Annotated in this window: 20 protein-coding genes; 12 read left to right on the top strand and 8 right to left on the bottom strand. The window is 71.7% G+C overall.

Features of this window, described 5'->3' with window-relative positions:
• Positions 1–25 precede the first annotated feature (25 nt).
• Positions 26–3,340 carry a S8 family serine peptidase gene (locus tag RM704_RS20910; protein WP_033526402.1) on the top strand — a complete coding sequence of 1,105 codons (3,315 nt, stop codon included), beginning with the start codon at positions 26–28 and terminating at the stop codon, positions 3,338–3,340.
• Between the two features lie 132 nt (positions 3,341–3,472).
• Here RM704_RS20910 and RM704_RS20905 read toward each other — a convergent pair whose 3' ends face one another.
• The gene (locus tag RM704_RS20905; RefSeq protein WP_033526403.1) at positions 3,473–4,477 is read right to left on the bottom strand and encodes a hypothetical protein; all 1,005 of its coding nucleotides are present in this window, start codon (positions 4,475–4,477) and stop codon (positions 3,473–3,475) included.
• Between the two features lies 1 nt (position 4,478).
• On the bottom strand, positions 4,479–5,009 hold the full coding sequence (locus RM704_RS20900) for an RNA polymerase sigma factor (protein ID WP_033526404.1): 531 nt from the start codon (positions 5,007–5,009) through the stop codon (positions 4,479–4,481).
• Positions 5,010–5,366: 357 nt separating this feature from the next.
• On the opposite strand from RM704_RS20900, the gene RM704_RS20895 reads away from it, so the two are divergent.
• The gene (locus tag RM704_RS20895; RefSeq protein ID WP_033526405.1) at positions 5,367–6,386 is read left to right on the top strand and encodes an aspartate-semialdehyde dehydrogenase; all 1,020 of its coding nucleotides are present in this window, start codon (positions 5,367–5,369) and stop codon (positions 6,384–6,386) included.
• Between the two features lie 123 nt (positions 6,387–6,509).
• Positions 6,510–9,125, top strand: coding sequence for an aminopeptidase N (gene pepN / locus RM704_RS20890; protein WP_033526406.1), 2,616 nt, complete (start codon positions 6,510–6,512; stop codon positions 9,123–9,125).
• Positions 9,126–9,190: 65 nt separating this feature from the next.
• Here the strand turns inward: pepN and RM704_RS20885 are convergent, their stop codons facing one another.
• Positions 9,191–10,180, bottom strand: coding sequence for an EamA family transporter (locus tag RM704_RS20885; RefSeq protein ID WP_033526407.1), 990 nt, complete (start codon positions 10,178–10,180; stop codon positions 9,191–9,193).
• Positions 10,181–10,322: 142 nt separating this feature from the next.
• Between RM704_RS20885 and RM704_RS20880 the strand changes: the two genes are divergently transcribed.
• Entirely contained in the window at positions 10,323–10,841 is a 519-nt protein-coding gene (locus RM704_RS20880) for a MarR family winged helix-turn-helix transcriptional regulator (protein ID WP_033526408.1), read from the top strand.
• A gap of 19 nt (positions 10,842–10,860) precedes the next feature.
• On the opposite strand, the gene RM704_RS20875 is transcribed toward RM704_RS20880, so the two are convergent.
• Positions 10,861–12,432 (bottom strand): FAD-dependent monooxygenase, encoded by a 1,572-nt coding sequence (locus tag RM704_RS20875; protein WP_078937040.1) that lies wholly within the window; start codon positions 12,430–12,432, stop codon positions 10,861–10,863.
• Between the two features lie 109 nt (positions 12,433–12,541).
• Between RM704_RS20875 and RM704_RS20870 the strand changes: the two genes are divergently transcribed.
• Positions 12,542–13,150 carry a TetR/AcrR family transcriptional regulator gene (locus tag RM704_RS20870; RefSeq protein ID WP_033526409.1) on the top strand — a complete coding sequence of 203 codons (609 nt, stop codon included), beginning with the start codon at positions 12,542–12,544 and terminating at the stop codon, positions 13,148–13,150.
• A 106-nt stretch (positions 13,151–13,256) separates the two neighbouring features.
• On the opposite strand, the gene RM704_RS20865 is transcribed toward RM704_RS20870, so the two are convergent.
• The 3 genes from RM704_RS20865 to RM704_RS20855 form a co-directional block, all read right to left on the bottom strand.
• Complete coding sequence (locus RM704_RS20865; RefSeq protein ID WP_033526410.1) at positions 13,257–13,508, bottom strand: hypothetical protein; 252 nt, start codon at positions 13,506–13,508, stop codon at positions 13,257–13,259.
• A 184-nt stretch (positions 13,509–13,692) separates the two neighbouring features.
• Positions 13,693–15,819 carry a 4-alpha-glucanotransferase gene (gene malQ / locus RM704_RS20860; protein ID WP_311590993.1) on the bottom strand — a complete coding sequence of 709 codons (2,127 nt, stop codon included), beginning with the start codon at positions 15,817–15,819 and terminating at the stop codon, positions 13,693–13,695.
• On the bottom strand, positions 15,820–16,056 hold the full coding sequence (locus RM704_RS20855) for a hypothetical protein (protein ID WP_033526411.1): 237 nt from the start codon (positions 16,054–16,056) through the stop codon (positions 15,820–15,822).
• 184 nt (positions 16,057–16,240) lie between these two features.
• On the opposite strand from RM704_RS20855, the gene RM704_RS20850 reads away from it, so the two are divergent.
• The 3 genes from RM704_RS20850 to RM704_RS20840 are packed head-to-tail and all read left to right on the top strand — an operon-like array spanning position 16,241 to position 18,839.
• Positions 16,241–16,774, top strand: coding sequence for a PadR family transcriptional regulator (locus RM704_RS20850; protein ID WP_033526412.1), 534 nt, complete (start codon positions 16,241–16,243; stop codon positions 16,772–16,774).
• Complete coding sequence (locus RM704_RS20845) at positions 16,771–17,484, top strand: ABC transporter ATP-binding protein (RefSeq protein ID WP_033526413.1); 714 nt, start codon at positions 16,771–16,773, stop codon at positions 17,482–17,484. Before RM704_RS20850 ends, RM704_RS20845 begins: the two co-directional genes overlap by 4 nt.
• Entirely contained in the window at positions 17,481–18,839 is a 1,359-nt protein-coding gene (locus tag RM704_RS20840) for a hypothetical protein (RefSeq protein ID WP_033526414.1), read from the top strand. Before RM704_RS20845 ends, RM704_RS20840 begins: the two co-directional genes overlap by 4 nt.
• Before the next feature lie 165 nt (positions 18,840–19,004).
• Here RM704_RS20840 and RM704_RS20835 read toward each other — a convergent pair whose 3' ends face one another.
• Complete coding sequence (locus RM704_RS20835) at positions 19,005–20,099, bottom strand: mechanosensitive ion channel family protein (RefSeq protein WP_033526415.1); 1,095 nt, start codon at positions 20,097–20,099, stop codon at positions 19,005–19,007.
• A 313-nt stretch (positions 20,100–20,412) separates the two neighbouring features.
• On the opposite strand from RM704_RS20835, the gene RM704_RS20830 reads away from it, so the two are divergent.
• The 4 genes from RM704_RS20830 (at position 20,413) to RM704_RS20815 (ending at position 24,963) form a co-directional block, all read left to right on the top strand.
• The gene (locus RM704_RS20830) at positions 20,413–20,949 is read left to right on the top strand and encodes an HNH endonuclease (protein ID WP_033526416.1); all 537 of its coding nucleotides are present in this window, start codon (positions 20,413–20,415) and stop codon (positions 20,947–20,949) included.
• Between the two features lie 281 nt (positions 20,950–21,230).
• The gene (locus tag RM704_RS20825) at positions 21,231–22,064 is read left to right on the top strand and encodes a hypothetical protein (RefSeq protein WP_033526443.1); all 834 of its coding nucleotides are present in this window, start codon (positions 21,231–21,233) and stop codon (positions 22,062–22,064) included.
• A 156-nt stretch (positions 22,065–22,220) separates the two neighbouring features.
• The gene (locus RM704_RS20820; protein WP_033526417.1) at positions 22,221–23,465 is read left to right on the top strand and encodes an ROK family transcriptional regulator; all 1,245 of its coding nucleotides are present in this window, start codon (positions 22,221–22,223) and stop codon (positions 23,463–23,465) included.
• Between the two features lie 160 nt (positions 23,466–23,625).
• Complete coding sequence (locus tag RM704_RS20815; protein WP_033526418.1) at positions 23,626–24,963, top strand: ABC transporter substrate-binding protein; 1,338 nt, start codon at positions 23,626–23,628, stop codon at positions 24,961–24,963.
• The last annotated feature ends 6 nt before the right edge of the window (positions 24,964–24,969 follow it).

Below are 24,969 nucleotides of genomic sequence, written 5' to 3'. Positions count from 1 at the left end.
TCACCTGAATTCCTTACCTACAGGGATGCTGATGACCCTCACCCCCCACCCCGGCCACCGCCCGGGTGCGAGACGCGTGGCCCGCATAGCCGTGGCCGCGGGACTGGTGGCCGCGCTCTCCGCGGCCGGGCCGATACCCCTGGCCTTCTCGGCGGACGACCCGTCCGCCTCCGTCCCGACGGACGGTGGCGTCAAGTCCGCGCACGACAAGCTCGGTTCGACCGACGCCGATCTGCTCGCCGAGGCCAAGGCCGACGGCGACAAGAACGTCACGATGATGATCGCCACCACGCCCGGCAAGACCGAACAGGTCGCCGAGCAGCTGGACGCGGTCAAGGGCGGCTCCGTGGGCCGCACCTACGACAAGCTCGGCTACGTCCGCGCCACGGTCCCGACCAAGAGCGCCGACTCGGCCATCTCGGCCGCCGCGAAGCTCTCCTCCGTCCAGGGCATCGACCTGCGCCAGGAGATCGTGCTCGACGACCCCTCGCCGGTCTCGGCCAAGGACGCGAAGTCGCAGGCCACGGCGGCGAAGACATACCCGGCGCCGGGCAAGAACACGCCCGCCGAGAACCCGTACAACCCGTCCTTCGAGACGGGCGCCGTCGACTTCGTGAAGCAGAACCCGAAGGCGGACGGCCGGGGCATCACCATCGGCGTCCTGGACTCCGGGGTCGACCTCGCGCACCCCGCGCTGCAGAAGACCTCCACCGGTGAGCGCAAGATCGTCGACTGGGTGACGTCCACCGACCCGATCGTCGACGGCGACGGCAGCTGGCGCCCGATGACGAACTCGGTCGCCGGGCCCACCTTCACCTACGGCGGCCGGACCTGGACCGCGCCCGCGGGCTCGTACTCCGTCAACACCTTCCGCGAGTCCGTCACGGCGGCCGGTGACGCCGCCGGTGACGTGAACCGGGACGGCGACACCACCGACGCGTGGGGCGTGCTCTACGACGCGGCGGCCGGCACGGTCACCGTGGACGTCAACCAGAACTTCGACTTCGCCGACGACAAGCCGATGAAGCCGTACAAGGACGGCTACCAGATCGGCTACTTCGGCACCGACGACCCGTCGACCGAGGTCGCCGAGCGCCAGCCGTTCGTCGTCGAGTACCGCAAGGACGTCCCGATGGACCCCTTCGGGGGCGACTGGGTCGGCAAGAAGGCCGACTTCGTCAACATCGGTCTCATCTCCAGCGAGCACGGCACCCACGTGGCCGGCATCACCGCCGCGAAGGGCCTGTTCGGCGGCCGGATGAACGGCGCCGCGCCCGGTGCGAAGATCGTCTCCTCCCGCGCCTGCGAGTTCGGTCCCGGCTGCACCAACGTGGCGCTCACCGAGGGCATGATCGACCTCGTCGTCAACCGCGGTGTCGACATCGTCAACATGTCCATCGGCGGCCTGCCGGCGCTGAACGACGGCAACAACGCGCGCGCCGAGCTCTACACGCGCCTCATCGACACCTACGGTGTCCAGCTGGTCATCTCGGCCGGCAACTCCGGCCCGGGCGCCAACACGATCGGCGACCCCGGCCTCGCCGACAAGGTGATCTCGGTCGGCGCGTCCATCTCCAAGGAGACCTGGGCGTCCAACTACGGCTCGCAGGTCGCCAAGGACTACCAGCTGTTCAACTTCTCCTCGCGCGGCCCGCGTGAGGACGGCGGCTTCACGCCGACCCTGGTGGCGCCGGGCGCCGCGGTGAACACCGCGCAGACCTGGCTGCCGGGCGTCATCGCCCCCGAGGCGGGCTACACGCTCCCGGCCGGCTACCAGATGCTCAACGGCACCTCGATGGCCTCGCCGCAGGCGGCCGGCGCCTCCGCGCTGCTGCTCAGCGCCGCGAAGCAGAAGGGCATCGACCTGACGCCCGCGAAGCTGCGCACCGCGCTGACCTCGACCGCCGACCACATCAGCGGCGTCCAGGCGTACGCCGAGGGCGCGGGCCTGATGAACATCGTCGACGCGTGGAAGTCGGTCAAGGCGGGCGCGACCGCGCACGAGTACTCGGTCAAGGCCCCCGTCGACACGGCGATCGACTTCGCGCTGAAGACGCCGGGCTTCGGCACCGGCATCTACGACCGTGAGGGCGGCCTCAAGGTCGGGCAGAAGAAGACGTACGACGTGACGATCACCCGTACGTCCGGCGCCGACAAGGCGATCCGCCACGAGCTGCACCTGGAGAACAACCGGGACGACACGTTCCGGATCGTCGGCGACGACGTGGTCTCCCTGCCGCTGAACAAGCCGGTCACCGTGAAGATCGCCGCCAAGGCGGAGAACTCGGGCATCAGCAGCGCGATCCTGGAGGTCGACGACCCGAGGACGGTCGGCATCGACCGTCAGGTGCTCAACACGGTCGTCGCCTCCACGCCGCTGAAGTACACCCACTCGGCGTCCGGCACGGTCCAGCGCAACTCCTTCAAGTCGTACTTCATCACCGTCCCCGAGGGCGCCAAGACCCTCGAGGTCGCGATCAGCGGACTGAAGGACAAGAGCCAGACCCGGTTCATCGCCAACCACCCGTACGGCCTGGCGGTCGAGAGCACCAGCTCGCTGACCTGCTACAGCAACTTCCAGGACGGCGGGGGCTGCAAGCCGGACGTGCGCTCGTACGCCAACCCGCAGCCTGGTGTCTGGGAGATCGAGGTCGAGTCGCGCCGTACGTCGCCGCTGCTCGACAACCCCTACAAGCTGAACTTCGCGGTCTACGGCGCGAGCTTCGACCCGGAGGTCGTCACCGTCCCCGAGGCCAAGGTCGGCACCCCGACCGCCGCCTCCTGGAAGGTGACCAACGGCCTCGCCCCCGTCGACGGCAAGCTGGCGGGCGGCCCGCTGGGCTCGGCCAAGACCGACCGGCCGACCATCACGACCGGTGTCACCCAGACCACCACGGTCGAGGTGCCCGCGGGCGCCGAGTCCCTGGACGTCGCCATCGGCAACACCTCGGACACGGGCGCGGACCTCGACCTGTACGTCTACGACGCCGCGGGCACCCAGATCGCGGACTCCGCGGACGGCGACTCCGAGGAGGCCGTCTCCATCCCGAAGCCGGCCGCCGGTACGTACACCATCGAGGTCGTCGGCTACGCGGTTCCGGCCGGATCGACCGCGTACGACTACCGCGACGTCTTCTTCTCCTCCGCCCTCGGCGAGGTGAAGGTCGCGGACACCGCCGTGAAGCTCGGCACGGGCGAGTCGACCACCGTCTCCGGTGACGTCGTCGCGGCCGCCGAGGCCCCGGCCGGCCGGGAGTTCTTCGGCCAGGTCCAGCTGGTGAACGCGCGCGGCACCGCCGCGGGCACCGGCAGCGTGCGGATCGAGAAGGTCACGCCGTAGTGCGCCGGTAGTGCGTGAGCCGTACTGAGGCGAACGTACTGAGGCGAGCGGAGGGGCGGGTGTCCGGATGGACACCCGCCCCTTCGCCTTGTTCGCCGGTTCGCCTTCCGCCTTGCTGGGTCGTTCAGCGGCTCAGTCGCATGTGATGCCCTCCGACTCGGGCAGCGCCGCCTCGATCCAGGCACGCTCCCGGGCGATCTCCGCCGCCTTCGTGGTCCAGATGTCCGGCTGCGCGCTGTCCCGGGGGAAGCCGAGGAGGACGTGGTCGCCCTTCTCCAGACGGGGGTCGACGTCGTGGCTCATCGGGAAGACGATCCGGTCCTCACCCTTGTCGGGCTTGATCCAGCGGTCCACCTCCACCGTGATCCGGTCCTGTTCGACCCCCGGCACGGCCTCCACCTCGGTGACGGTGCCCTCCACGATCAGGCGGGCGCAGGCGACGTAGCCCTCCCGGCTGAGCGAGGCGGACCCGTCCCCCCCGTGGCTGTCCTCCATGCTCTCGCTGTCCCCGTCCGCCGACTGCGCGCCCGACTTCGAGCTGTTCACCCCGGCGTTGCCGCTCTGCACGACCGCCCAGCCGAGGCCGAGGACGACGGAGACGCAGGCCGCGGCGGCGAGGGTGCCGGCGGTGATCCGCAGAGCGCGCCGGGCGCGGGACGGCCGCGACGGCAGGGGGGTCACCGACGCGGAGGGGGCCGACGCGGGCCCGGACACCTGCCCGGGGTCCGTCTCGGCACCTGCCGTGTCCCCCGGCCGCGCGGCCCCGGCTCGCCCCGGCGCGACCCCGGTCACGGCGTCCTCGCCCGACACCGCCAGCGCCTCGCCGATCAGCCCCAGCTGCTCCCTCAGCAGCGCGAGGTCGGCGACGGCCGCCTCGTGGGACGCCACGAACTCGTCGTCCCGCAGCGCGTCCTCGGGCAACGGTTCGTCGAGAAGGGCCGCCATCAGAGCGTCCACACCTGCGTAGGCGGTGCCGTCGTACGTGGGCTCGTCGTACGTGGGCTCGTGGTACGTGGGCTCGTCGCGCGTCGGCTCGTCGAGCGTGGCGTCGTCGGTCGCGGCGCCGTCGCGCCTGGCGCCGTCCGGAGCGGCGCCGTCGGGAGCGGGGTCGCGTCGGTTGTCGTCTCGGGCGGTCATGTCACACCACCTCGTCCTCGTGCAGGCGGGTGCGCAGGGCGCGGACCGCCGAGTGGAGCCTGCTCTTGACCGTGCCCTCGGGGATGCCGAGCTCGTCGGCGATCCCGCGTACCGGCAGGTCGGCGTAGAAGCGCAGGACGAGGACCTGGCGCAGGGCGTCGGGCAGCTCGTCCAGGCCTCGGGCGACGGCGAGCGAGAGCACGCTGGAGTCCTCGCCCGAGGGGTGCTCGTGCTGGCGCAGCGAGGCCAGCCGCTCCCCCAGGCGCTCCTGGCGGCGCTTGGCGCGGTGCCAGTCCATCGCCAGGTTGGAGGCGACCACCGCCGCCCACGCGGACACGTCCCGCGGCGCCTCCCGGCCGCTCGCGGCCCGCTCCAGCAGCCGCAGCCGTACCTGCTGTACCCCGTCCAGCAGGTCCGACTGCGGCACACCGCCGAGCGCGAGCACGGCCCTCACCCGCCGCTCCTGGGCCGCGTCCAGCGGGTCGTCCGGCTCCTGGACCCCCTCGACGTGGCGCGCCTTTCTGCGCAGCACAGCCACCCCTCCCCTCCCGCGTTTCCCCTACGACGCCACCGCGGACCGAAACGTTCGGCCGGTTCGGTACCACTTTCCCGGCCCGGGGCAGAGGCGTACGTCACACCTTCGCGTGCGCCCGGGTGGCGTGGGCAGGGTCGAGGCAGCACAGCTTGCGGCACGGAGCCGCCGTAGGACGAATTTCTCCAGCTCAGCGTGGGTGCCGGCCAAAGAAGCGGCTCCCGCGGCGGGGGTGGACGCGTCCCGCTCCTCGAGCGTTCCGGTCAAAGGATTGGACAGGCGGACCCAGGCTGACCGCATGATGGAAATGCCTCGGCCATGCCGCAGACACACACAAGCCACGTCAAAGGAGTCGCCGTGAGGGTCGGAATCGTCGGAGCCACCGGTCAGGTCGGCACGGTCATGCGCAAGATCCTCAAGGACCGCGACTTCCCGACGCGCGAGCTGCGCCTGTTCGCGTCCGCCCGCTCGGCCGGCTCGGTCATCGACGGCGTGACGGTCGAGGACGCGGCGACCGCCGACTACTCCGGCCTCGACATCGTCCTGTTCTCCGCGGGCGGCGCGACCTCGAAGGCGCTGGCCGAGAAGGTCGCGTCGCAGGGCGCGGTCGTGATCGACAACTCCTCCGCGTGGCGCCGCGACCCCGAGGTTCCCCTCGTGGTCTCCGAGGTGAACCCGCACGCGATCGCCGACCGCCCCAAGGGCATCATCGCCAACCCGAACTGCACGACGATGGCCGCGATGCCGGTCCTGCGTCCGCTGCACGAGGAGGCGGGCCTCGAAGCGCTGGTCGTCGCCACCTACCAGGCGGTCTCCGGCTCCGGTCTCGCGGGCGTCGCGGAGTTGCACGGCCAGGTCCAGAAGGTCGCGGCCGACGCGGACAAGCTGACGCACGACGGCTCGGCGGTCGATTTCCCCGAGCCCGGTGTCTACAAGCGGCCCATCGCCTTCAACGTGCTCCCGCTCGCGGGTTCGATCGTCGACGACGGTCTGCACGAGACGGACGAGGAGCAGAAGCTCCGCCACGAGTCCCGCAAGATCCTGGAGATCCCCGGCCTCAAGGTCTCCGGCACCTGTGTGCGCGTCCCGGTCTTCTCCGGGCACTCCCTCCAGATCAACGCCCGCTTCGCCCGCCCGATCGGCGTGGAGCGCGCGACGGAGCTGCTGGCCGGCGCTCCGGGCGTCGCCCTCTCCGACATCCCGACCCCCCTCCAGGCCGCCGGCCAGGACCCCTCCTTCGTCGGCCGCATCCGCGCCGACGAGACCGTGGACAACGGCCTCGCCCTGTTCGTCTCCAACGACAACCTCCGCAAGGGCGCCGCGCTGAACGCGGTCCAGATCGCGGAGCTGGTGGCGGCGGAGCTGAGCGAGAAGTAGCCGGAAGCAGGCGGAGCGTAGGCGGGCGGGGCGCCCCACCGGATGCCGGTGGGGCGCCCCGCCCCATGCCGCGTCGACCCATGGAAGGATGGCGCAACCCACACATACCGAGGAGATGACCGCGTGCCTGGCACAAACCTGACCCGCGACGAGGCTCAGCAGCGGGCGGCGCTGCTCAGCGTCGACTCGTACGAGATCGATCTCGACCTCTCCGGCGCGCAGGGTGGGGGTACCTCCCGCTCGAGCGAGGCCGAGAGTGGGGGAGGCACCTACCGGTCCGTGACCACGGTGCGCTTCGACGTCGCGGAGAACGGCGCCACGTCCTTCATCGACCTGGTGGCCCCGACCGTCCACGAGGTGACCCTCAACGGCGACGCGCTGGACCCGGCGGAGGTCTTCGCGGACTCCCGGATCGCGCTCCCCGGCCTGCTGAAGGGCCGCAACATCCTGCGGGTCGTGGCCGACTGCGCGTACACCAACACGGGTGAGGGTCTGCACCGGTTCGTCGACCCGGTCGACGAGCAGGCGTACCTGTACACCCAGTTCGAGGTCCCGGACGCCCGCCGCGTCTTCGCGTCGTTCGAGCAGCCGGACCTGAAGGCCACCTTCCAGTTCACCGTGAAGGCCCCGAGCGGCTGGACCGTCATCTCCAACTCGCCGACGCCGGAGCCCAAGGACGACGTCTGGGTCTTCGAGCCGACGCCCAGGATCTCGACGTACATCACGGCGCTCATCGTCGGCCCGTACCACTCCGTGCACAGCGTGTACGAGAAGGACGGGCAGAGCGTGCCGCTCGGCATCTACTGCCGGCCGTCGCTCGCCGAGTACCTGGACTCCGACGCGATCTTCGAGGTCACGCGGCAGGGCTTCGACTGGTTCCAGGAGAAGTTCGACTACGCGTACCCGTTCGAGAAGTACGACCAGCTGTTCGTACCGGAGTTCAACGCGGGCGCGATGGAGAACGCCGGCGCGGTGACCATTCGCGACCAGTACGTCTTCCGCTCGAAGGTGACGGACGCCGCGTACGAGGTCCGCGCCGAGACCATCCTCCACGAGCTGGCCCACATGTGGTTCGGCGACCTGGTGACGATGGAGTGGTGGAACGACCTGTGGCTGAACGAGTCGTTCGCCACCTACACGTCGATCGCCTGCCAGGCGGACGCCCCGGGCTCGCGCTGGCCGCACTCCTGGACCACGTTCGCCAACTCCATGAAGACCTGGGCGTACCGGCAGGACCAGCTGCCGTCCACGCACCCGATCATGGCGGAGATCAACGACCTGGACGACGTGCTCGTCAACTTCGACGGCATCACCTACGCGAAGGGGGCTTCCGTCCTGAAGCAGCTCGTCGCGTACGTCGGCCAGGACGAGTTCTTCCGGGGCGTGCAGGCGTACTTCAAGGCACACGCGTTCGGCAACACGCGCCTGTCCGATCTGCTGGGCGCCCTGGAAGAGACCTCCGGCCGCGATCTGAAGGCCTGGTCGAAGGCCTGGCTGGAGACGGCCGGCATCAACGTCCTGCGCCCCGAGATCGAGACGGACGAGCACGGCGTCGTCACCTCCTTCGCGATCCGCCAGGAGGCCCCGGCGCTGCCGACCGGCGCGAAGGGCGAGCCGACCCTGCGCCCGCACCGCATCGCGGTCGGCCTGTACGAACTGGACGACGACAGTGGCAAGCTGGTCCGGGAGGAGCGGGTCGAGCTGGACGTCGACGGTGAACTGACCGCCGTGCCGCAGCTGGTGGGCAAGCGCCGCCCGGCCGTGGTCCTCCTCAACGACGACGACCTGTCGTACGCCAAGGTCCGCCTGGACGAGCAGTCGCTGGCCTTCGTCACCGAGCACCTCGGGGACTTCGAGTCCTCCCTGCCCCGTGCGCTGTGCTGGGCCTCGGCCTGGGACATGACCCGCGACGCCGAACTCGCGACCCGCGACTACCTGTCCCTGGTGCTCTCCGGCATCGGCAAGGAGTCCGACATCGGTGTCGTGCAGTCGCTGCACCGTCAGGTGAAGCTGGCGATCGAGCTGTACGCCGACCCGACGGCCCGCGAGGCGCTGCTGACCCGCTGGACGGACGCCACGCTCGCGCACCTGCGCGCGGCCGAGGCCGCCTCCGACCACCAGCTGGCGTGGGCCCGTGCGTTCGCGGCGACCGCCCGCACCCCCGAGCAGCTGGACCTCCTGGAGGCCCTGCTGGAGGGCACGCAGACGATCGAGGGGCTGGCCGTCGACACCGAGCTGCGCTGGTCGTTCGTGCAGCGGCTCGCGGCGGTGGGCCGCTACGACGAGGCGGAGATCGCCGGCGAGTACGAGCGCGACAGGACGGCCGCCGGTGAGCGTCACGCGGCCACCGCCCGGGCCTCCCGCCCGACGCCCGAGGCCAAGGCCGAGGCCTGGTCCCAGGTCGTCGAGTCGGACGAGCTCCCCAACGCGGTCCAGGAGGCGGTCATCGGCGGCTTCGTCCAGACCGACCAGCGTGACCTCCTCGCCCCGTACGCCGACAAGTACTTCGAGGTCGTCAAGTCCATCTGGGACTCCCGCTCCCACGAGATCGCCCAGCAGATCGCGGTCGGCCTCTACCCGACCATCCAGGTCTCGACGGACACCCTCCACAAGACCGACACCTGGCTGACCACGGCCGAGCCCAACGCGGCCCTGCGCCGTCTGGTCTCGGAGTCCCGCTCGGGCGTCGAACGCGCCCTGCGGGCACAGGCCGCGGACGCGGCGGCGCCCTCGGAGTGACGAGGGACTCTGCCACGACGGCGGGGGCGCCCGGTGAAGTCACCGGGCGCCCCCGCCGTTCGTCGTCACCGGTGGGTGCGGTCCCGGTCGGCACGAGCGACGAGCGGCGCTCCCGGCCGTCGTCCGCCTGACGGGGAGGGCATCGGGGTCGGGGGTGCCAGGAGCCCGGTGGGGCGCGGTCGGAGCTGGCCCAGGACGGTCGCGCCGAAGGCGACGGCCATGCCCAGGAGCTGCAGGGGTGTGAGGGCCTGGCCGAGGGCCGCCCAGCCGACCACGGCCGCCGTCAGGGGGGAGAGGGGGCCGAGGAAGGTGACCTGGGTGGCGGACAGCCGGCCGATGCCGCGGAACCAGAGCCAGTAGGAGACGGCGGTGTTGGCGAGGGCGAGGTAGAGGTAGCCGCCGACCGCGCGGCCGTCCAGGGCCGGGGGCGCGCCCTCGACGAGGAGGGCGACCGGGGCGATCAGGAGGCCGCCCGCGGTCAGTTGCCATCCGGTCAGGGCGAGGGGGCCGACCCCGGCGGGGCGGCCCCAGCGCTTGGTGAGAACCGTTCCGGTGGACATGGAGGCGGTGGAGGCGAGCGCCGCGACCACGCCGACCGTGTCCAGCGCCCCCGCCGCCTTCAGGACGACCAGGCTGACGCCGAGGGCCGCCGCGATCCCGGTGAGGAGCGTGCGGACGGTGGGCCGCTCCCCCAGCAGCACGGTCGCCAGGCCCGCGACGAACAGCGGGCCGACCGAGCCGACGACCGCCGCCATACCGCCCGGCAGCCGGTACGCGGAGAGGAAGAGCAGCGGGAAGAAGGCACCGATGTTCAGCGCGCCCAGCACCGCGGCCTTCCCCCACCAGACCCCGCGCGGCAGCGTGCGCGGAATCGCCAGGAGCAGCAGTCCCGCCGGAAGCGCGCGCACCAGGCCCGTGAACAGGGGCCGGTCGGCCGGCAGGAACTCCGTCGTCACCGCGTAGGTGGTGCCCCAGGAGATGGGAGCGAGCGCGGTCAGGGCGATGACAGGGAGACGGCTCGCGGTCTGCGAGGCGTGCGCGGTGTGCGCGGTCATGGGACGCGTCCTTCGCGGCGTGGGAGAGGTAAGGAGGTACTTGATCGGCCGAGTTAGCTTGCTGTCGATTAGCTTAGCGGTAAGCAACTTTCCGTCAAGCTACTTTCTTGCGGCCGACCCGTCGCCGTCCGATACTCACCCCATGAACCCGCGTTCCGAGCCCGGCCGACCCCTCCGCGATCCCGTCGACGCGATCATCGACCAGTGGGCGGCGGCGCGGCCCGACCTCGACACCACCGCGATGGAGGTGTTCGGCCGCGTCAACCGGCTCTCGCGCACCCTCGGCGACCGGATGGAGAAGGTCTACGGGCAGTTCGGGATCTCGCGCGGCGAGTTCGACGTGCTCGCGACCCTGCGGCGGTCCGGCGAGCCGTTCACGCTCTCGCCGCGCCAGCTCTCCGCCACCCTCATGCTCACCACCGGCGGCATGACCGGCCGCCTCGACAAGCTGGAACGTGCGGGCCTCCTGCGCCGCTCCCCCGACCCGCACGACCGCCGCGCCCTCCAGGTCACCCTCACCGACGAGGGCCTGCGCCTGGCCGACGAGGCCGTCGGAGCGGGCCTCGCCGTCCAGACCGAGGCCCTCGCCCACCTGAACGACGAACAGGCCGGCCAACTGGCCGACCTGCTGAGGCTGCTGGTGGTGGGCACGGGGTCCTGAGCGCCGCCCGAATCACCCGTCAGGCGGCCGCGCCCAGCGCGGCCGCTCCCAGCCACTCCGCCAGCGCCTCCCCGACCGCCGCGTCGTCCGCGCCCTCCGCGGCCCAGGCCACGTAGCCGTCGGGACGGACGAGCACGGTGGTACGGCGCTCGCTCGTCCAGGTCGCCACGGCGAGACGGTCCCCAAGGGTGCCGAGGGCGCCGAGGGCGCCGGTCCCGTCCGCGCCGCGCGGGCCGATGAGGACGAACCGGCCGCCGCGCAGGGACTCGTAGAGGCGGCCGGTGCTGAGGGCGACGTCCGGTACGCGGGTGCCGACCAGGCGGTGGGCGCCGCGCGGGGCGGGGTACCGGTAGCCGATGCCGGTGATCTGGCCGATCGCGCGGGTGCGGGCCGGGGGCACGTGGTTGACGAAGGTGGTCAGGGCGGCGCGCAGCGCCAGGGCCCAGGGGGACTTGGCCATGGCGAGACGGACGATGCCGCCGCTGCTGCGGAGCACGGCCCTGCCGACGGGGTGACGTTCGGCCTCGTAGCTGTCGAGCAGAGCCGGGTCCGCGTGGCCGCCCAGGACGGCGGCGAGCTTCCAGCCGAGGTTCGCGGCGTCCTGAAGGCCGGTGTTCATGCCCTGTCCGCCGGCCGGGGTGTGGACATGGGCCGCGTCACCGGCGAGGAAGACCCTGCCGACCCGGTACGCGGGGGCCTGGCGCTCGTCGCAGTGGAAGCGGGACATCCAGCGGGCGTCCCGCATGCCGTAGTCGCGGCCGAGCGCGAGCCGGGTGACCTCCCTGACCTCGTCGAGGTCGAGCGGCTCACTGTCGGGGACGTCGCGCCCCCGGTGCCAGCCGATGACCCGGTGGTAACCGTCACCGAAGGGCGCGATGAAGGCGAAGGCGTCGCCGACCGCGTTCGCGGTCAGCACCTCGTCCGGCTGCTCGTCGAGCCGTACGTCCGCGAGGACCACGGAACGGATGACGGACTTCCCCGGGAACGGCAGCCCTACCGCCTCGCGTACCGCGCTGCGGTGCCCGTCCGTCCCGACGACGTACGCGGCGGTCAGGCGGTCCGTCCCGCCGCCCGCCGTCCGCACGTCGACCGTGACACCACCGGCGTCCCCGACTCCGCCCGCGCTCCCGCCCTGCTCGACCGCCGTCACCTCCGTCTCGTACCGGAACCGCACCCCGGCCTCCACCGCCCGCCGCTCCAGGAGCTTCTCGACCTCGTACTGCGGGATCACCAGGAGGTGGTTGAAGTGGGAGGGGAGGGTGTCGAGGCGGACGGAGAGGCGTCCGAAGAGGGCGATGCGGTCGAGGGGCCGGCCCTTGGCCTCCAGCGCGTCGGCGATGCCCCGGGCGTCGAGCTGCTCCAGGGTGCGGGCGTGCGCGACGAAGGCCCGGGAGAGGTTGCTGATCCGGTGTTCGCGCTTCTCGACGAGGGTGACGGGGACGCCGACGGCGGCGAGGTCGCCGGCCAGCAGCAGTCCGGTGGGACCGGCGCCCACCACGATGACGCCCCGCGGGTCCTGGGCGTCCTGTGCGTGTTGTGCGTCCTGGGTGTGGGGGCTACGAGAGGTGTTGTCGTCGCGCTTGCCGTTCATGGCGGCCTCCTGCCAACACATGTTGGTCAACGGTTGTTGGCCAACGCCTGTTGTCAACGTAGAGAGCCATCCCTGGACTGTCAACAGGTGTTGGCCTACGTTTGTTGGCATGACCGACACGGAACCCGCGCCCTCAGCGCCACCAGCAGCACTTCGCGAACGAGCCCCCCGCCGCTCCGACACCACCCGGCACGCGATCCTCCAGGCGGCGCGCGAGCGGTTCGCGGCCGACGGGTACGACCGGGCCACCATCCGCGCGATCGCCAAGGACGCGCGGATCGATCCGTCGATGGTCATGCGGTACTACGGCTCGAAGGAGGGGCTGTACGCGGCTGCCCTCGACGTCGATCTGCGGCTGCCGGACCCGGACGCGTTCGACGCGCGGGACGTGGGGCGGCTGCTGGTGAGCCACTTCCTCGACCTCTGGGAGGAGAACGAGATGCTCACCGCGATGCTCCGGGTGGGCACCACCAACCAGGCGGGCGCCGAACGGATGCAGGGGGTCTTCCGGGACCAGTTGCTGCCGCTCGCCCGGCACGTGTGCCCCCACCCGGAGCAGGCGGCGACCCGGGCGGCCCTCTGTGCGTCACAGGTGCTGGGGCTTGCACTGACGCGTTACGTCCTGCGCTTCGGACCGACCGTGGCGCTGAGCCGCGAGGAGATCGTGCAGTGGATGGGGCCGACGGTGCAGCGGTATCTCACGGCGCACCGGGCGTAGACCCGGAGGCCGGAGGGGCCGAACGCGGCGAGGGCATCCCTCGGCGCACGGGTGCGCCGAGGGATGCCCTCGTGGAAACGTATGGAGAAGGAGGGAGCGGAGGCGGTCAGGCCTTCGCCTTGGCCTTCGGCTGACGGTCCGTGGACCTGTCCAGGACCATGACGAGACCCGTGATCACCGCGAACAGGGCGAGCGGGGCCACGACGAAGAGGCCGAGCGTCTCGAACACGCTGAGGCCCGGGCCCGGGTCGTCGCCGTCGTCGGGCGTCAGCGCGAGGGCGGGGGACGACATGAGCAGCATCATCAGCGTCGTACCGGCAGCCAGGGCGCCGGCGCGCAGGGCGTTCTTCTTGTCCACGCGCTAAAGGTAACGAACGTGGGTGAGCCGCGCGCGGGCGGGGGGCGCCTAGGTCCCTGCGGGCCTGAAAAGCACGGGGCGCAGCCCCTGCTTTTCAGGGGCTCGGGGAACTGCGCGACCAGCCCCCACTCAGCCGCACCCGCCGACGAACCCGCACCCGTGCCCGTGCCCCCGCACCCCCGAGCTAGTGGGCACCCCCACCCCGCAGCACATCCACCAGCGCGTGCAGCCGAGGCGACGCCGCCAGCTCCTCCAGCGTCACCGGCCGCCCCGCCGCGTCGGCGATCGGCAGGCGCCAGTTCGGATACTGGTCCCACGTGCCCGGCAGGTTCTGCGGGCGGCGATCGCCGAGCGTGTCGGGGAGCCAGAGGCCGATCATGCGGGCGGGAGTGCGGACCAGAAAGCGGTGGAGGGCCTGGATCTGGGCCTCCTCGGAGGTCGAGGAGATGCCGCCACCGGCCCCGTCCAGCAGCCCCAGCCGGGCGAGGAGAGCGAGCCATTCGCCCGCGTCGGCGGCCGCCTCCGCCCGTTCCTCGTCCAGGGAGCGGGTGAGCAGCCCGAGGCCGTGGCGCAGATCGACGTGGTCGCAGGTCAGCCGGGACGCGGTGGGCGGGAGGTCGTGGGTGGTGGCGGTGGCGAGACAGTTCGCGCGCCAGCGTTCCGGCGGGAGGGGGCGGCCCGTGCCGTCCCAGTCGCGTTCGAACCAGAGGACGGACGTGCCCAGCACACCGCGGGCGTCGAGCGCCTCGCGTACGCCGGGCTCGACCGTGCCCAGGTCCTCGCCGATCACCAGGGCGCCGGCCCGTTCGGCCTCCAGGACCAGGATCGCGAGCATGGCGTCGGCGTCGTAGCGGACGTACGTGCCCTCGGTCGGGGCCTCGCCCTGCGGGACCCACCAGAGGCGGAACAGGCCCATGACATGGTCGATGCGGAGGGCGCCCGCGTGGCGCAGCAGGGCGCGCAGGAGGCGCCGGTAGGGGGCGTATCCGGACGCGGCGAGGCGGTCGGGGCGCCAGGGCGGCAGGCCCCAGTCCTGGCCCCGGGAGTTGAAGGCGTCGGGGGGCGCGCCGACGGACATGCCGGCCGCGAAGTACTCCTGCTGGGCCCAGGCGTCGGCGCCGCCGGGGTGGACCCCGACCGCCAGGTCGTGCACCAGGCCGATCGGCATGCCGGCGTCGCGCGCGGAGCGCTGCGCGGTGCCGAGCTGGGCGTCGGTGAGCCAGGCCAGACGGGTGTGGAAGTCGACGCGGTCCATCAACTCGGCACGGGCGCGGGCCGTTTCGGCGGAGCGCGGGTCACGCAGGCCCGTGGGCCAGCGCGACCAGTCGGAGCCGTGGACCTCGGCGAGCGCGCACCAGGTGGCATGGTCCTCCAGCGCCTGGCCCTCCTCGGCCAGGAAGTCGCAGTACGCGGCCCGCCGCCCGGGACCGAGCGGTACGGCGCGCACCAGTTCCAGCGCCGCCTGCTTGAGGTCCCACACCGCGTCCCGGTCGATCAGCTCGCCCTTGGCCAGAACGGATTCCCGCAGGCGGGCGGCCCGCTCCAGCAGCGCGCCGAGGCGGTCGCGGTCGTCGGGGGACGCGGCGCCGGCGGCCTCCGACAGGGCGTACGGGTATTCCGGTACGTCCTCCACGCGCAGGTGCACGGGGTCCGGATAGCGGCGGGAGGAGGGGCGGGAGGGGGAGGGGTCGGGGGGGGCGCCGGGGACGGCCGCGTGCAGCGGGTTGACCTGGACGAATCCGGCGCCCAGGGCGCGGCCGGCCCAGGCGGAGAGCTCGGCGAGGTCACCGAGGTCGCCCATGCCCCAGCTGCGCCGCGAGAGGAGGGAGTAGAGCTGGACGAGGAGGCCGTACGTACGGCCGGGCGGGGCGGGCAGCCGGGCAGGGGCCACGACCAGGTGGGCCTCGGCGGTGCGGCCGTCGGGGGCGGTGGCGCGCAGGGTGTGCACGCCCGGGGGCAGTTCCTCCGCCGTGGAGCGGATCTCCCCCTCTTCTGTCTCGACGCGCAGCCGGGTGCCCTCCGGGAGGGCGGTCAGCGCGGCGGGGGGTCCGCCGTCGGCCCAGTGAACCACGGTGGGCGGCAACAGCCGTGCGGCCAGCTCCCGTTCGCGTGCGGCGAGGGCGGTGCGCACGGCCTCGGGGGTGCTCGCGTCGACATCCAGCGCGGCGAGGACGGCCACGACCGCGCCGTCCGAGGCCGCGACCGTACGGTCCGGTGAGGGGCTGTAGGAGGTGGCCACACCGTGCAGGGCGGCGAGCCGGGCCAGCGGGGTTCCGGGCGCGGGGCTCGAACCCCCTGGATCTTCTGTCATCTAGACCCCCGATGCGGCGCCGTGGGACGTGGGTTCACTGGTGAGGGGAGCCGCGTCGGCGAGGGGCGGCTCGCTGGTGAGCGGGGCCGCGTCCGGGAGCGGCGGCTCGCTGGTGAGAGGAACGTCGGCGCAGGGCCCCTCGGCGCTGAAGACACAGACGTGGGGCTCGTGGAGCTCGTAGGGCTCCGCCTCGCGTTTGGAGCGGGCCTGGGTCGGGAGGGGGGCGAACGTGGCCACGGGGGCCTCCTAGTCGTCGTACGGCGATGGGGTGCGGGTCCGGGGTACTCCAGCCCTACCCAGTGGGCGGCGCCGCAGACGTGGGTGGGCGGACATCGTGGTGTTGCTCACTCGTAGGCGTGGTCGAGATCCACCCCCGGCCCTCTATTCACTCAGTACATATACTCAGTGCATACTGGAGGGCATGAGCACCCGTCACATCCTGTTGGGGCTGCTCGCCGGGGGGCCTAGCCATGGCTACGACCTCAAGCGACGGCACGACGAACGCTTCCCGCAGGCCCGACCGCTGGCCTACGGGCAGGTCTACACGACCCTGCAACGTCTGGTCCGCGACGGCCTGGCCGAGGTCGACGGCACCGAGGCGGACAGCGGTCCGGAGCGGACGATGTACCGCTCGACGGACGAGGGGGCGCGCGAGCTGGCCAAGTGGGCCGGGGAGATCACCGCGCCCGCACCGTTCGTGACGAACGAGATCTTCGCCAAGCTCGTCGTCTCGATCCTCTCCGACGGCGACCCCGCCGCCTACCTACGGGCGCAGCGCGCCGCGCACATGGCACGCATGCGCGAGCTGACCGCCGTGAAGACCGCGCCGGGCGCCGACCTCTCGACCGTGCTCGCGGCGGACTACGCCCTCAACCACCTCGACGCCGACCTCCGCTGGATGAACACCACCGCGGCCCGGCTGACCACCCTGACCGCAGAGGTAGACGCAGCATGAACGAGCAGAACGACCGTCCCGCGCCGTTGCTCACGGCCCGCGAACTGGTCAAGGAGCACGGCAGGACCCGGGCGCTGCGGGGTGCCTCGGTGGAGCTGCGGGAGGGCGAGATCCTCGCCGTCACGGGAGCCAGCGGCAGCGGGAAGTCCACGCTGCTGCACTGCCTGGCGGGCATCGTCCGGCCGGACGAGGGCTCGGTGGCGTACGCCGGGAAGCGGCTCGACCAACTCCCCGAGAAGGAACTCAGCGTCCTGCGCCGGACGGACTTCGGAGTCGTCTTCCAGTTCGGGCAGCTGATACCCGAGCTGACGGCCGTCGACAACGTCTCGCTGCCGCTGCTGCTGGCCGGGACGGACCGCAGGGCCGCACGGGAGCGCGCCGGTGAGTGGCTGGAGCGGTTCGGTGTGCGGGGACAGGAGGAGCAGCGTCCTGGGGAGATGAGCGGTGGCCAGGCGCAGCGGGTGTCGCTGGCGCGGGCGCTGGTGACCGCGCCGAAGGTGGTGTTCGCGGACGAGCCGACCGGCGCGCTGGACTCCCTGGCGAGCGAGCAGGTGATGACGGCGCTGACGCACGCGGCCCGGGAGTCCGGTACGGCGGTGCTGCTGATCACGCACGACGCCCAGACCGCGGCGTACGCGGACCGGGAGGTCACGCTGAAGGACGGCGTCGTGGTGTCGGAGGCCGACGTGGCGCTGGAGGTGTCCCGGTGAAGGAGCTGAGGAACGATCTGCGCCTGGCGCTCCTGCTGACGCGGGGCTCGGACCGGCGGGAGTGGTGGCGGGTGGCGCTCACGGGTACGGGGGCGGCGCTGGCGACGGCGTTCGGCCTGGCGGCGGGCGTGCTGGCCTCCCTGACGGGCCGCTACCACGTGGACATGGCCGCCGGGCTGCTGAACAACCCCGGGGAACGCTCCGGGGTGATCGTGACCCTGCTGTTCCTGCTGGTCCCGGTCCTCGGCTTCCTCGGCCAGTGCACCCGGGTGGGCGCCGTCCACCGGGACCGGCGGCTGGCCGGACTTCGGCTGGCCGGTGCGTCGGCGCGCCAGGTGCGCCGGATCGCGGCGCTGGAGACGGGGCTGGCCTGCCTGGCCGGCTCACTGGTCACGACGGTCGCCTTCGTGGTGTTCCTGCTGAGCGAGTGGCGGAGTCCCACCCTCGTCGCCTGGAGCGTGATCGTGCTGGTGGCGCTGGGCGTGCCGGTGCTGGGCGCCCTGGTGAGCGTGCTGGCGCTGCGCCGGGTGGTGGCCTCGCCGCTGGGCTGGGTGCGGCGGGTGGGCCCGAGCACGGGCCGGGGGCCGGTGTGGGTGTTCCTGGGAGCGGTGACGCTGCTGGTGCTCGTGGCGGTCCTCTCCGTCGCCAACACCACCCGGAACATGGCCTACTCGTCCGGCCAGGCTCCGCTGATCGTCTGTGGCGCGCTGCTCGCGGTGGGCGCGGGCGCGGTGCTGCTGTCCGGCATCGTCTCGACACTCACCGGGCGGCTGCTCGCCGCGCGCGCCGAGAACGCGGCGGTCCTGATCGCCGCCGAGCGGCTGCGCGACGACCCGTGGGCGGCGGCCCGCACCCACGCGGCCGTCATCATGGGGGCCGTGGTCGGCAGCGGGTACATCGGCGTACGGCAGGCGCTGCTCGCGGAGATCAGCTCGCAGAAGTACCTGTCCGAGAACGACGACTTCTACATCACCGGTCTGAACTTCACCGCCGCCGCCATCCTCGTCGGCTTCGCCGTCACCCTGTTCGGGCTGGCCGTCGGCACCGCCGAGTCGCTCGCCACCCGCCGCCGGGGCCTGGCCGCGCAGGTCGCCGCCGGGGTGCCGTACGAGGTGCTGGGCCGGGCCCTGCTCCTGGAGACCGCGCTGCCGCTGGCGCCCTCGGTGCTGGTGGGCGGGGCCGGCGGCACGACGATCGCCTTCGTGTACGCCACGTCCGTGGGCGGCACCTCGGTCCTGCCGTTCGAGGCGCTGCTGGTGCCCGTCGCGATCTACGGCGCCTGTCTCCTCGCGGCGGCCACCTCCCTGCCGCTGCTCAGGCGGACGATCCGGCCCACGGAGCTGCGGTACGCCTGACGGCGGGCGCACGTCGGCAGGCGCACGACGGCAGGCGCACGACGGCAGGCGCACTACGGCGGGCGCATCGGACCCGGCGTCCCGGGAGGCCACGGGGGGCTTCCTGGGACGCCGTCGAACGAACGTGCTGAACCGGTGCGGCGGCGGCACCGGACGTTCTGCCGCCTACTTCGCCGCCGGGGCGATCGGCGTCGCCCGTTCCGACTGGGGCGAGGCCGTGTTGGCGTAGACCGACGGGGCGGCGACCGCGGCGCTCGGGTCGTCCCCGTCGTCGGCCACGGCGACCGGCGCCCCGCCCACGATGCGGATGTCGGCCGCGTCGAAGGCCTTCTTGATGCGCCAGCGCAGCTCGCGTTCGACCGTGAGGGCCTTGCCGGGCATCGTCTTGGCGGAGACGCGGACGACCATCGAGTCCAGGAGCACGTCGTCGAGGCCGAGGACCTCGATGGGGCCCCACAGGAGCTCGTTCCAGGGCTCCTCCTTGCTCATCGCCTCACCGACCTCCGTCAGGGTGCGGCGGACCTTGTCGAGGTCCTCGTCGTAGCGGACGGTGACGTCGACGCCGGCCGTGGCCCAGCCCTGGGAGAGGTTGCCGATGCGCTTGACCTCGCCGTTGCGGACGTACCAGATCTCGCCGTTGTCGCCGCGCAGCTTGGTGACGCGCAGGCCGACCTCGATGACCTCGCCGGAGGCGACGCCCGCGTCGACGGTGTCACCGACGCCGTACTGGTCCTCCAGGATCATGAAGACACCGGAGAGGAAGTCCGTGACCAGGTTCCGGGCGCCGAAACCGATGGCGACGCCCGCGACACCGGCGGAGGCCAGCAGCGGGGCGAGGTTGATCTCGAAGGTGGCGAGGACCATCAGGGCCGCCGTGCCCAGGATCAGGAAGGACGCCACCGAGCGCAGCACCGAACCGATGGCCTGGGAGCGCTGCCGGCGGCGCTCGACGTTGACCAGCAGGCCGCCGAGGGTGCCGCCCTCCACGCCGGGGACGGAGCGGTTCATCCGGTCTATGAACTTGGTGATCGCCCGCCGGACGAACACTCTCAGCACCGCCGCTATCACCACGATCAGCAGGACGCGGAGACCGATGGCCAGCCATGTGGACCAGTTCTCCTCCACCCAGCTGGCGGCGTTGGTCGCGCTCTCCTGGGCGTCCTCCAGCGACGGCACGGCCGGTGTCGTCGTCGTCTCCGAGGGGGACGGCGACGGCGTGGCGGCGGCCAGTAGGAGGGGCAGGGAAGAAACGGACGACACGGCGGATACCTCCAGGTGCGATATCTGCCCTCCGGTACGGGGTCAAGATCCGTCGGGTCACGGATGGGTCACCGGACGGGCAGACCCACCACACTAACGGGGCATTGTGTGGAGGTCGTCGCCATGTTCGAGGGAGACAAGGCGCTCACCAGGGAGTGAAGGGCGCACGCGGCGGGGGATGAATGAGGTGTGGTCGAAAACACTCCCAGCCCGTTACCGGGACATGGTGGCGCTTCCACCAGGCCGGAGGGGAGACTGACTACGGATCGTCCACGGCGCGAGCCACGCGCCGCCGGCGTACAAGGAGGCATCCGTGCCGCACGTCCTGGTCCTCAACGCGTCGTACGAGCCGCTCGGCGTCGTACCGCTCCGCCGCGCGCTCGTCCTCGTCCTGGAGAACAAGGCCGTCTCCCTGGAAGAATCCGGCGCCTATCTGCACAGCGCGACCGTCACAGTCCCCGCACCCAGCGTGGTCCGGCTCAAGCGATTCGTCCGGGTTCCCTATCGGGGGCCCGTTCCTCTGACCCGTAGGGCGCTGTTCGCCCGCGACGGGGGCCGGTGCATGTACTGCGGTGGCGTCGCAACCAGCGTCGACCACGTCATCCCGCGCAGCCGCGGGGGCAAGCACGTCTGGGACAACGTCGTCGCGTCGTGCCGTCGCTGCAACCACGTCAAGGCCGACCGCCATCTCGTGGAGATCGGCTGGCGGCTCCGCCACAAACCCGCACCGCCCACCGGGCTGGCCTGGCGCATCATCGGCACGGGCCATAGGGACCCGCGCTGGCTGCCCTACCTGCAGCCGTACGGCGCGGACGACGCGTTGGCCCGGATCGACGGCATCTCCGCCTGACGGTCCGGGTTTTTGCATGGCCCGGCGCCCTCGCCGCGGGGGCACCCGGCATTTTGCGGTCGTCGGCCTTCTACCGTCGGTCACCGGTCACCGGTCACCGGCCGTCGGTCATGGGCGCGGAGCCTTCCGGAACACACGCGTCCAGTTGACCTGCGTCTTCTTCGCCGCCTTCACAGGTACCCCGCATTCCCTCCGCACCCATGATCGCCTAGTGTCACCCCAACAGCGGGCCCTTGTTCTGGAGCGCAACGCCCAGGGGCCCGCCTCGAATGTGGGGATTCATGCGCAAGCTCGCCATCAGCGCCGCCGTGTCCGGCGCCCTGGCACTCACCGGCCTGGCCGCGCCCGCCGCGTCGGCCGACTCGCCGGATCTGACCTTCGGCGCGGTCACGGTCAACAACGGCAAGCCGATCGCGGTCGGGACCAAGGCCGCGGTGACCGTGCCGGTCACGTACAGCTTCACCAGGCCGGACGACCTCGTCATCGACTACAAGAACAACTTCCTGATAGTCGCCCTCTACCGGGGCCCGTTGGTGGAGACCGACAACGCCGTCGAGGCGGGCTCGAAGCCCGTCTGCACCACGACCGCGACGACGGACACCACGGTGACGGAGTCCTGCGCCGCGAAACTGACCATCGACCCGCGGGACAACCTCTACACCGCCGCGGACGCCACCACCTGGAAGGCCGCCGCCCTCTACAGCGAGACGGCGATCGACCTCGACGAGTCCGACGGCCACATCAGCCTCCACACCGGCATCGACCTGTGGGGCAACCTCGGCACCGCCAAGCTCCAGCGGATCTCCAGGGTCACCGTCAACGCCACCCCGGAGCCCGCCGTCAAGGGCCGCACCCTGACCGTCAAGGGCAAGCTCACCCGCGCCGACTGGAACACCGGTACGTACGCGGGCTACAAGGGCCAGAAGGTCACCCTGCAGTTCAAGGCGAAGGGCGCCACCGCCTACACCGACGTCAAGACGGTGACCTCCGGCACGGGCGGGGCCCTGTCCACCACCGTGAAGGCGTCGAAGGACGGCTCGTACCGCTACAAGTTCGCCGGTACGTCCACCACCGCGGCGAAGACGTCCGCGGCGGACTACGTCGACGTGAAGTAGCACCACCGCCCGCGACGCGGGCGCCGGCCCCCGGGAGACGTTTCTCCGCCGCCCGGGGGCTTTTTCATGGCCGGATATTGACGCTCGCCTGGTCTAGTCCTATCGTCCTGGCATCCGATAGGAAACTTTCCTAACAGTTGGGCAGGTGGCGGACCCATGGCAGGAACCCCTCGCGTACTGCGCGCCATGAACGACCGCGCCGCACTCGATCTGCTGCTGGAGCACGGACCGCTCTCCCGGACCCGGCTCGGCAGGCTGACGGGGCTGTCCAAGCCGACCGCCTCACAGCTCCTGGCCCGCCTCGAAGCCGCCGGACTCGTGGTCGCCACGGGCACCGGCGGGGACGGCGCCCGCGACGGCGGCCCCGGCGGCAGCGGATCCGGTACGGGCCGCCCCGGCCCCAACGCCCAGCTCTACGCGGTCGACCCGACCGCCGCGTACGTCGCCGGCCTCGACGTCACCCCCGAACGCGTCCTGGCCGCCGTCGCCGACATCACCGGCCGCACGGTGGGCGAGCACGCCGTCCCCACCCCCGGACGCCACCCCGGCGAACCGGTCGTACGGCAGGTCACCACCGCCCTCGACGGGGCGGTCAAGGCCGCCGGGCTCACCCGGTCCGACGTGCGCCGGCTGGTCATCGGCACGCCGGGCGCCTTCGACCCCACCACCGGTCGGCTGCGGTACGCCTCGCACCTGCCCGGCTGGCACTCCCCCGCCCTGCTCGACGAACTCGCCGCCGCCCTGCCGATGCCGGTGGAGTACGAGAACGACGTGAACCTCGCCGCGCTGGCCGAACAGCGGCTGGGCGCGGCCAAGGGCCACGACGACTTCGTGCTGCTGTGGAACGAGGGGGGCCTCGGCGCCGCGGTCGTCCTCGGCGGGCGGCTGCACCGGGGGTTCACCGGGGGTGCCGGCGAGGTCGGCTTCCTGCCGGTCCCCGGGGTGCCGCTGGTCCGCCATGTCACCAAGGCGAACAGCGGCGGCTTCCAGGAACTCGCCGGTTCGCAGATCATTCCCCGGCTCGCGCGCGAGCTGGGGATCCCCGACCTCCCCGAGGGGCCGTACGCCGAGGTCGCGGCGGCGCTCGTCGCCCGGGCGGCCGAGATCGACTCCGGCCCCCACCGTCAACTTCTGGCCACGTACGCCACAGGCGTCGCGACCGGTCTGGCCTCGCTCGTGTCCGTGCTCGACCCCGAGCTGATCGTCCTCAGCGGCTCGGCGCTGGTCTCCGGAGGAGAGCCGTTGCGGGCTCTCGTGGAGGCCGAGCTGGGCGAGCTGGCCGCTGCCCGGCCGCGGCTCGTCCTCGGTGCCGTACGCGAACAGCCCGTGCTGCGGGGGGCGTTGGAGAGCGCCCTCGCGACGACCCGCGACGAAGTCTTCGACACGCTGACGCTCCGCTGAGCCCGGGCGCCCTCCAGGTCGTCCACAGACCGGCGGTCCGTCGTGGCGGGTCGCGCCCACGCGGCGGAGCCGCACATCGACACAGCCCCGCGCCCCTGCATCGCCTGGGGCGCGCCCTCCTCCTCTCAGATCACCCTTCCTTCCCTCAGGAGACCCCGCCATGTCCGGAATATCCAAGAACGCGGCGATCGCCCTCGCCGCCACCGCCTCCCTCGCGCTCCTCACCACCGCCTGTACGGGGCAGTCCGGGTCCACCGCCTCCGACGACCCGAACGCCAAGACGACGATCACCTTCTGGCACGGGTGGAGCGCGCCCGGCGAGGCGAAGGCGATCCAGGCGAATGTGGACCGGTTCGAGAAGAAGCACCCGAACATCACGGTGAAGGTCGTCGGGAACATCAACGACGACAAGCTCAACCAGGCGCTGCGGGCGGGCGGTTCGAACGGGCCGGACGTCGTGTCCTCGTTCACCACGTCCAACATCGGCAAGTTCTGCTCCTCCGGGGCCTTCGCCGACCTGAAGCCCTTCATCGAGAAGTCGAAGCTCGACCTCGACGAGATCATCCCGAAGCCGATGCTGGACTACACGCAGTTCGAGGGCACCCGGTGCGCGCTGCCGCTGCTGGGGGACGCGTACGGGCTGTACTACAACAAGGACGCGTTCGAGAAGGCCGGCGTCAAGGCTCCGCCGAAGACGTGGTCGGAGTTCGCGGAGGTCGCGAAGAAGCTGACCAAGACCAAGGGCGACGGCTACTCCCAGCTGGGCTTCATGCCGAACTACCACGGCTACGAGACGGTGGTGGACCACTACATGTCACAGTGGGACCACGCCTACTTCGACGCCGACGGCAAGTCGAACATCGCCAAGGACCCGGCGTTCGCGGAGATGTTCACGTACCAGAAGAAGCTGGTGGAATCGCTCGGCGGTTTCGCGAAGCTGGAGAAGTACCGGAACACCTTCGGTGACGAGTGGGGGGCCAAGCACCCGTTCCAGACGGGTCAGGTGGCCATGCAGCTCGACGGTGAGTGGCGGCTCGGGATGGCCGAAGCCGCCGGGACGGACTTCGAGATCGGCACAGCGCCGATGCCCGTGGCCGACGACGAGGTGGACGAGTACGGCAAGGGCTTCCTCTCCGGCACGATCATCGGCATCGCCCCGCAGAGCGAGAAGCAGAACGCCGCCTGGGAGCTGGTGAAGTACCTGACGACCGACACCGAGGCCGTCGTCAACTTCGCCAACGCCATCCACAACGTGCCGTCCACGTTCGCGGCCCTGAAGTCGCCCGACCTGAAGGTGGACGAGGGCTTCCAGACCTTCCTGGACATCGCCCAGAACGAGCACTCGAACACTCCGCCGGCCTCCGTCAACGGCTCCACGTACCAGACGACGCTGCAGGACTTCGGCTACCAGTACGAGTCCGGCAAGGTGACGGACCTCCAGAAGGGCCTGGAGAAGACCGCCAAGCAGATCGACACCGACATCGCGCAGGCGAAGTAGCCCCCG

The sequence above is a fragment of the Streptomyces gottesmaniae genome (assembly GCF_031845845.1).
Taxonomy (GTDB): domain Bacteria; phylum Actinomycetota; class Actinomycetes; order Streptomycetales; family Streptomycetaceae; genus Streptomyces; species Streptomyces akebiae.
Note: the sequence above shows the minus strand (reverse complement) of the source record. Positions and strands in the feature narration are given on the sequence as shown.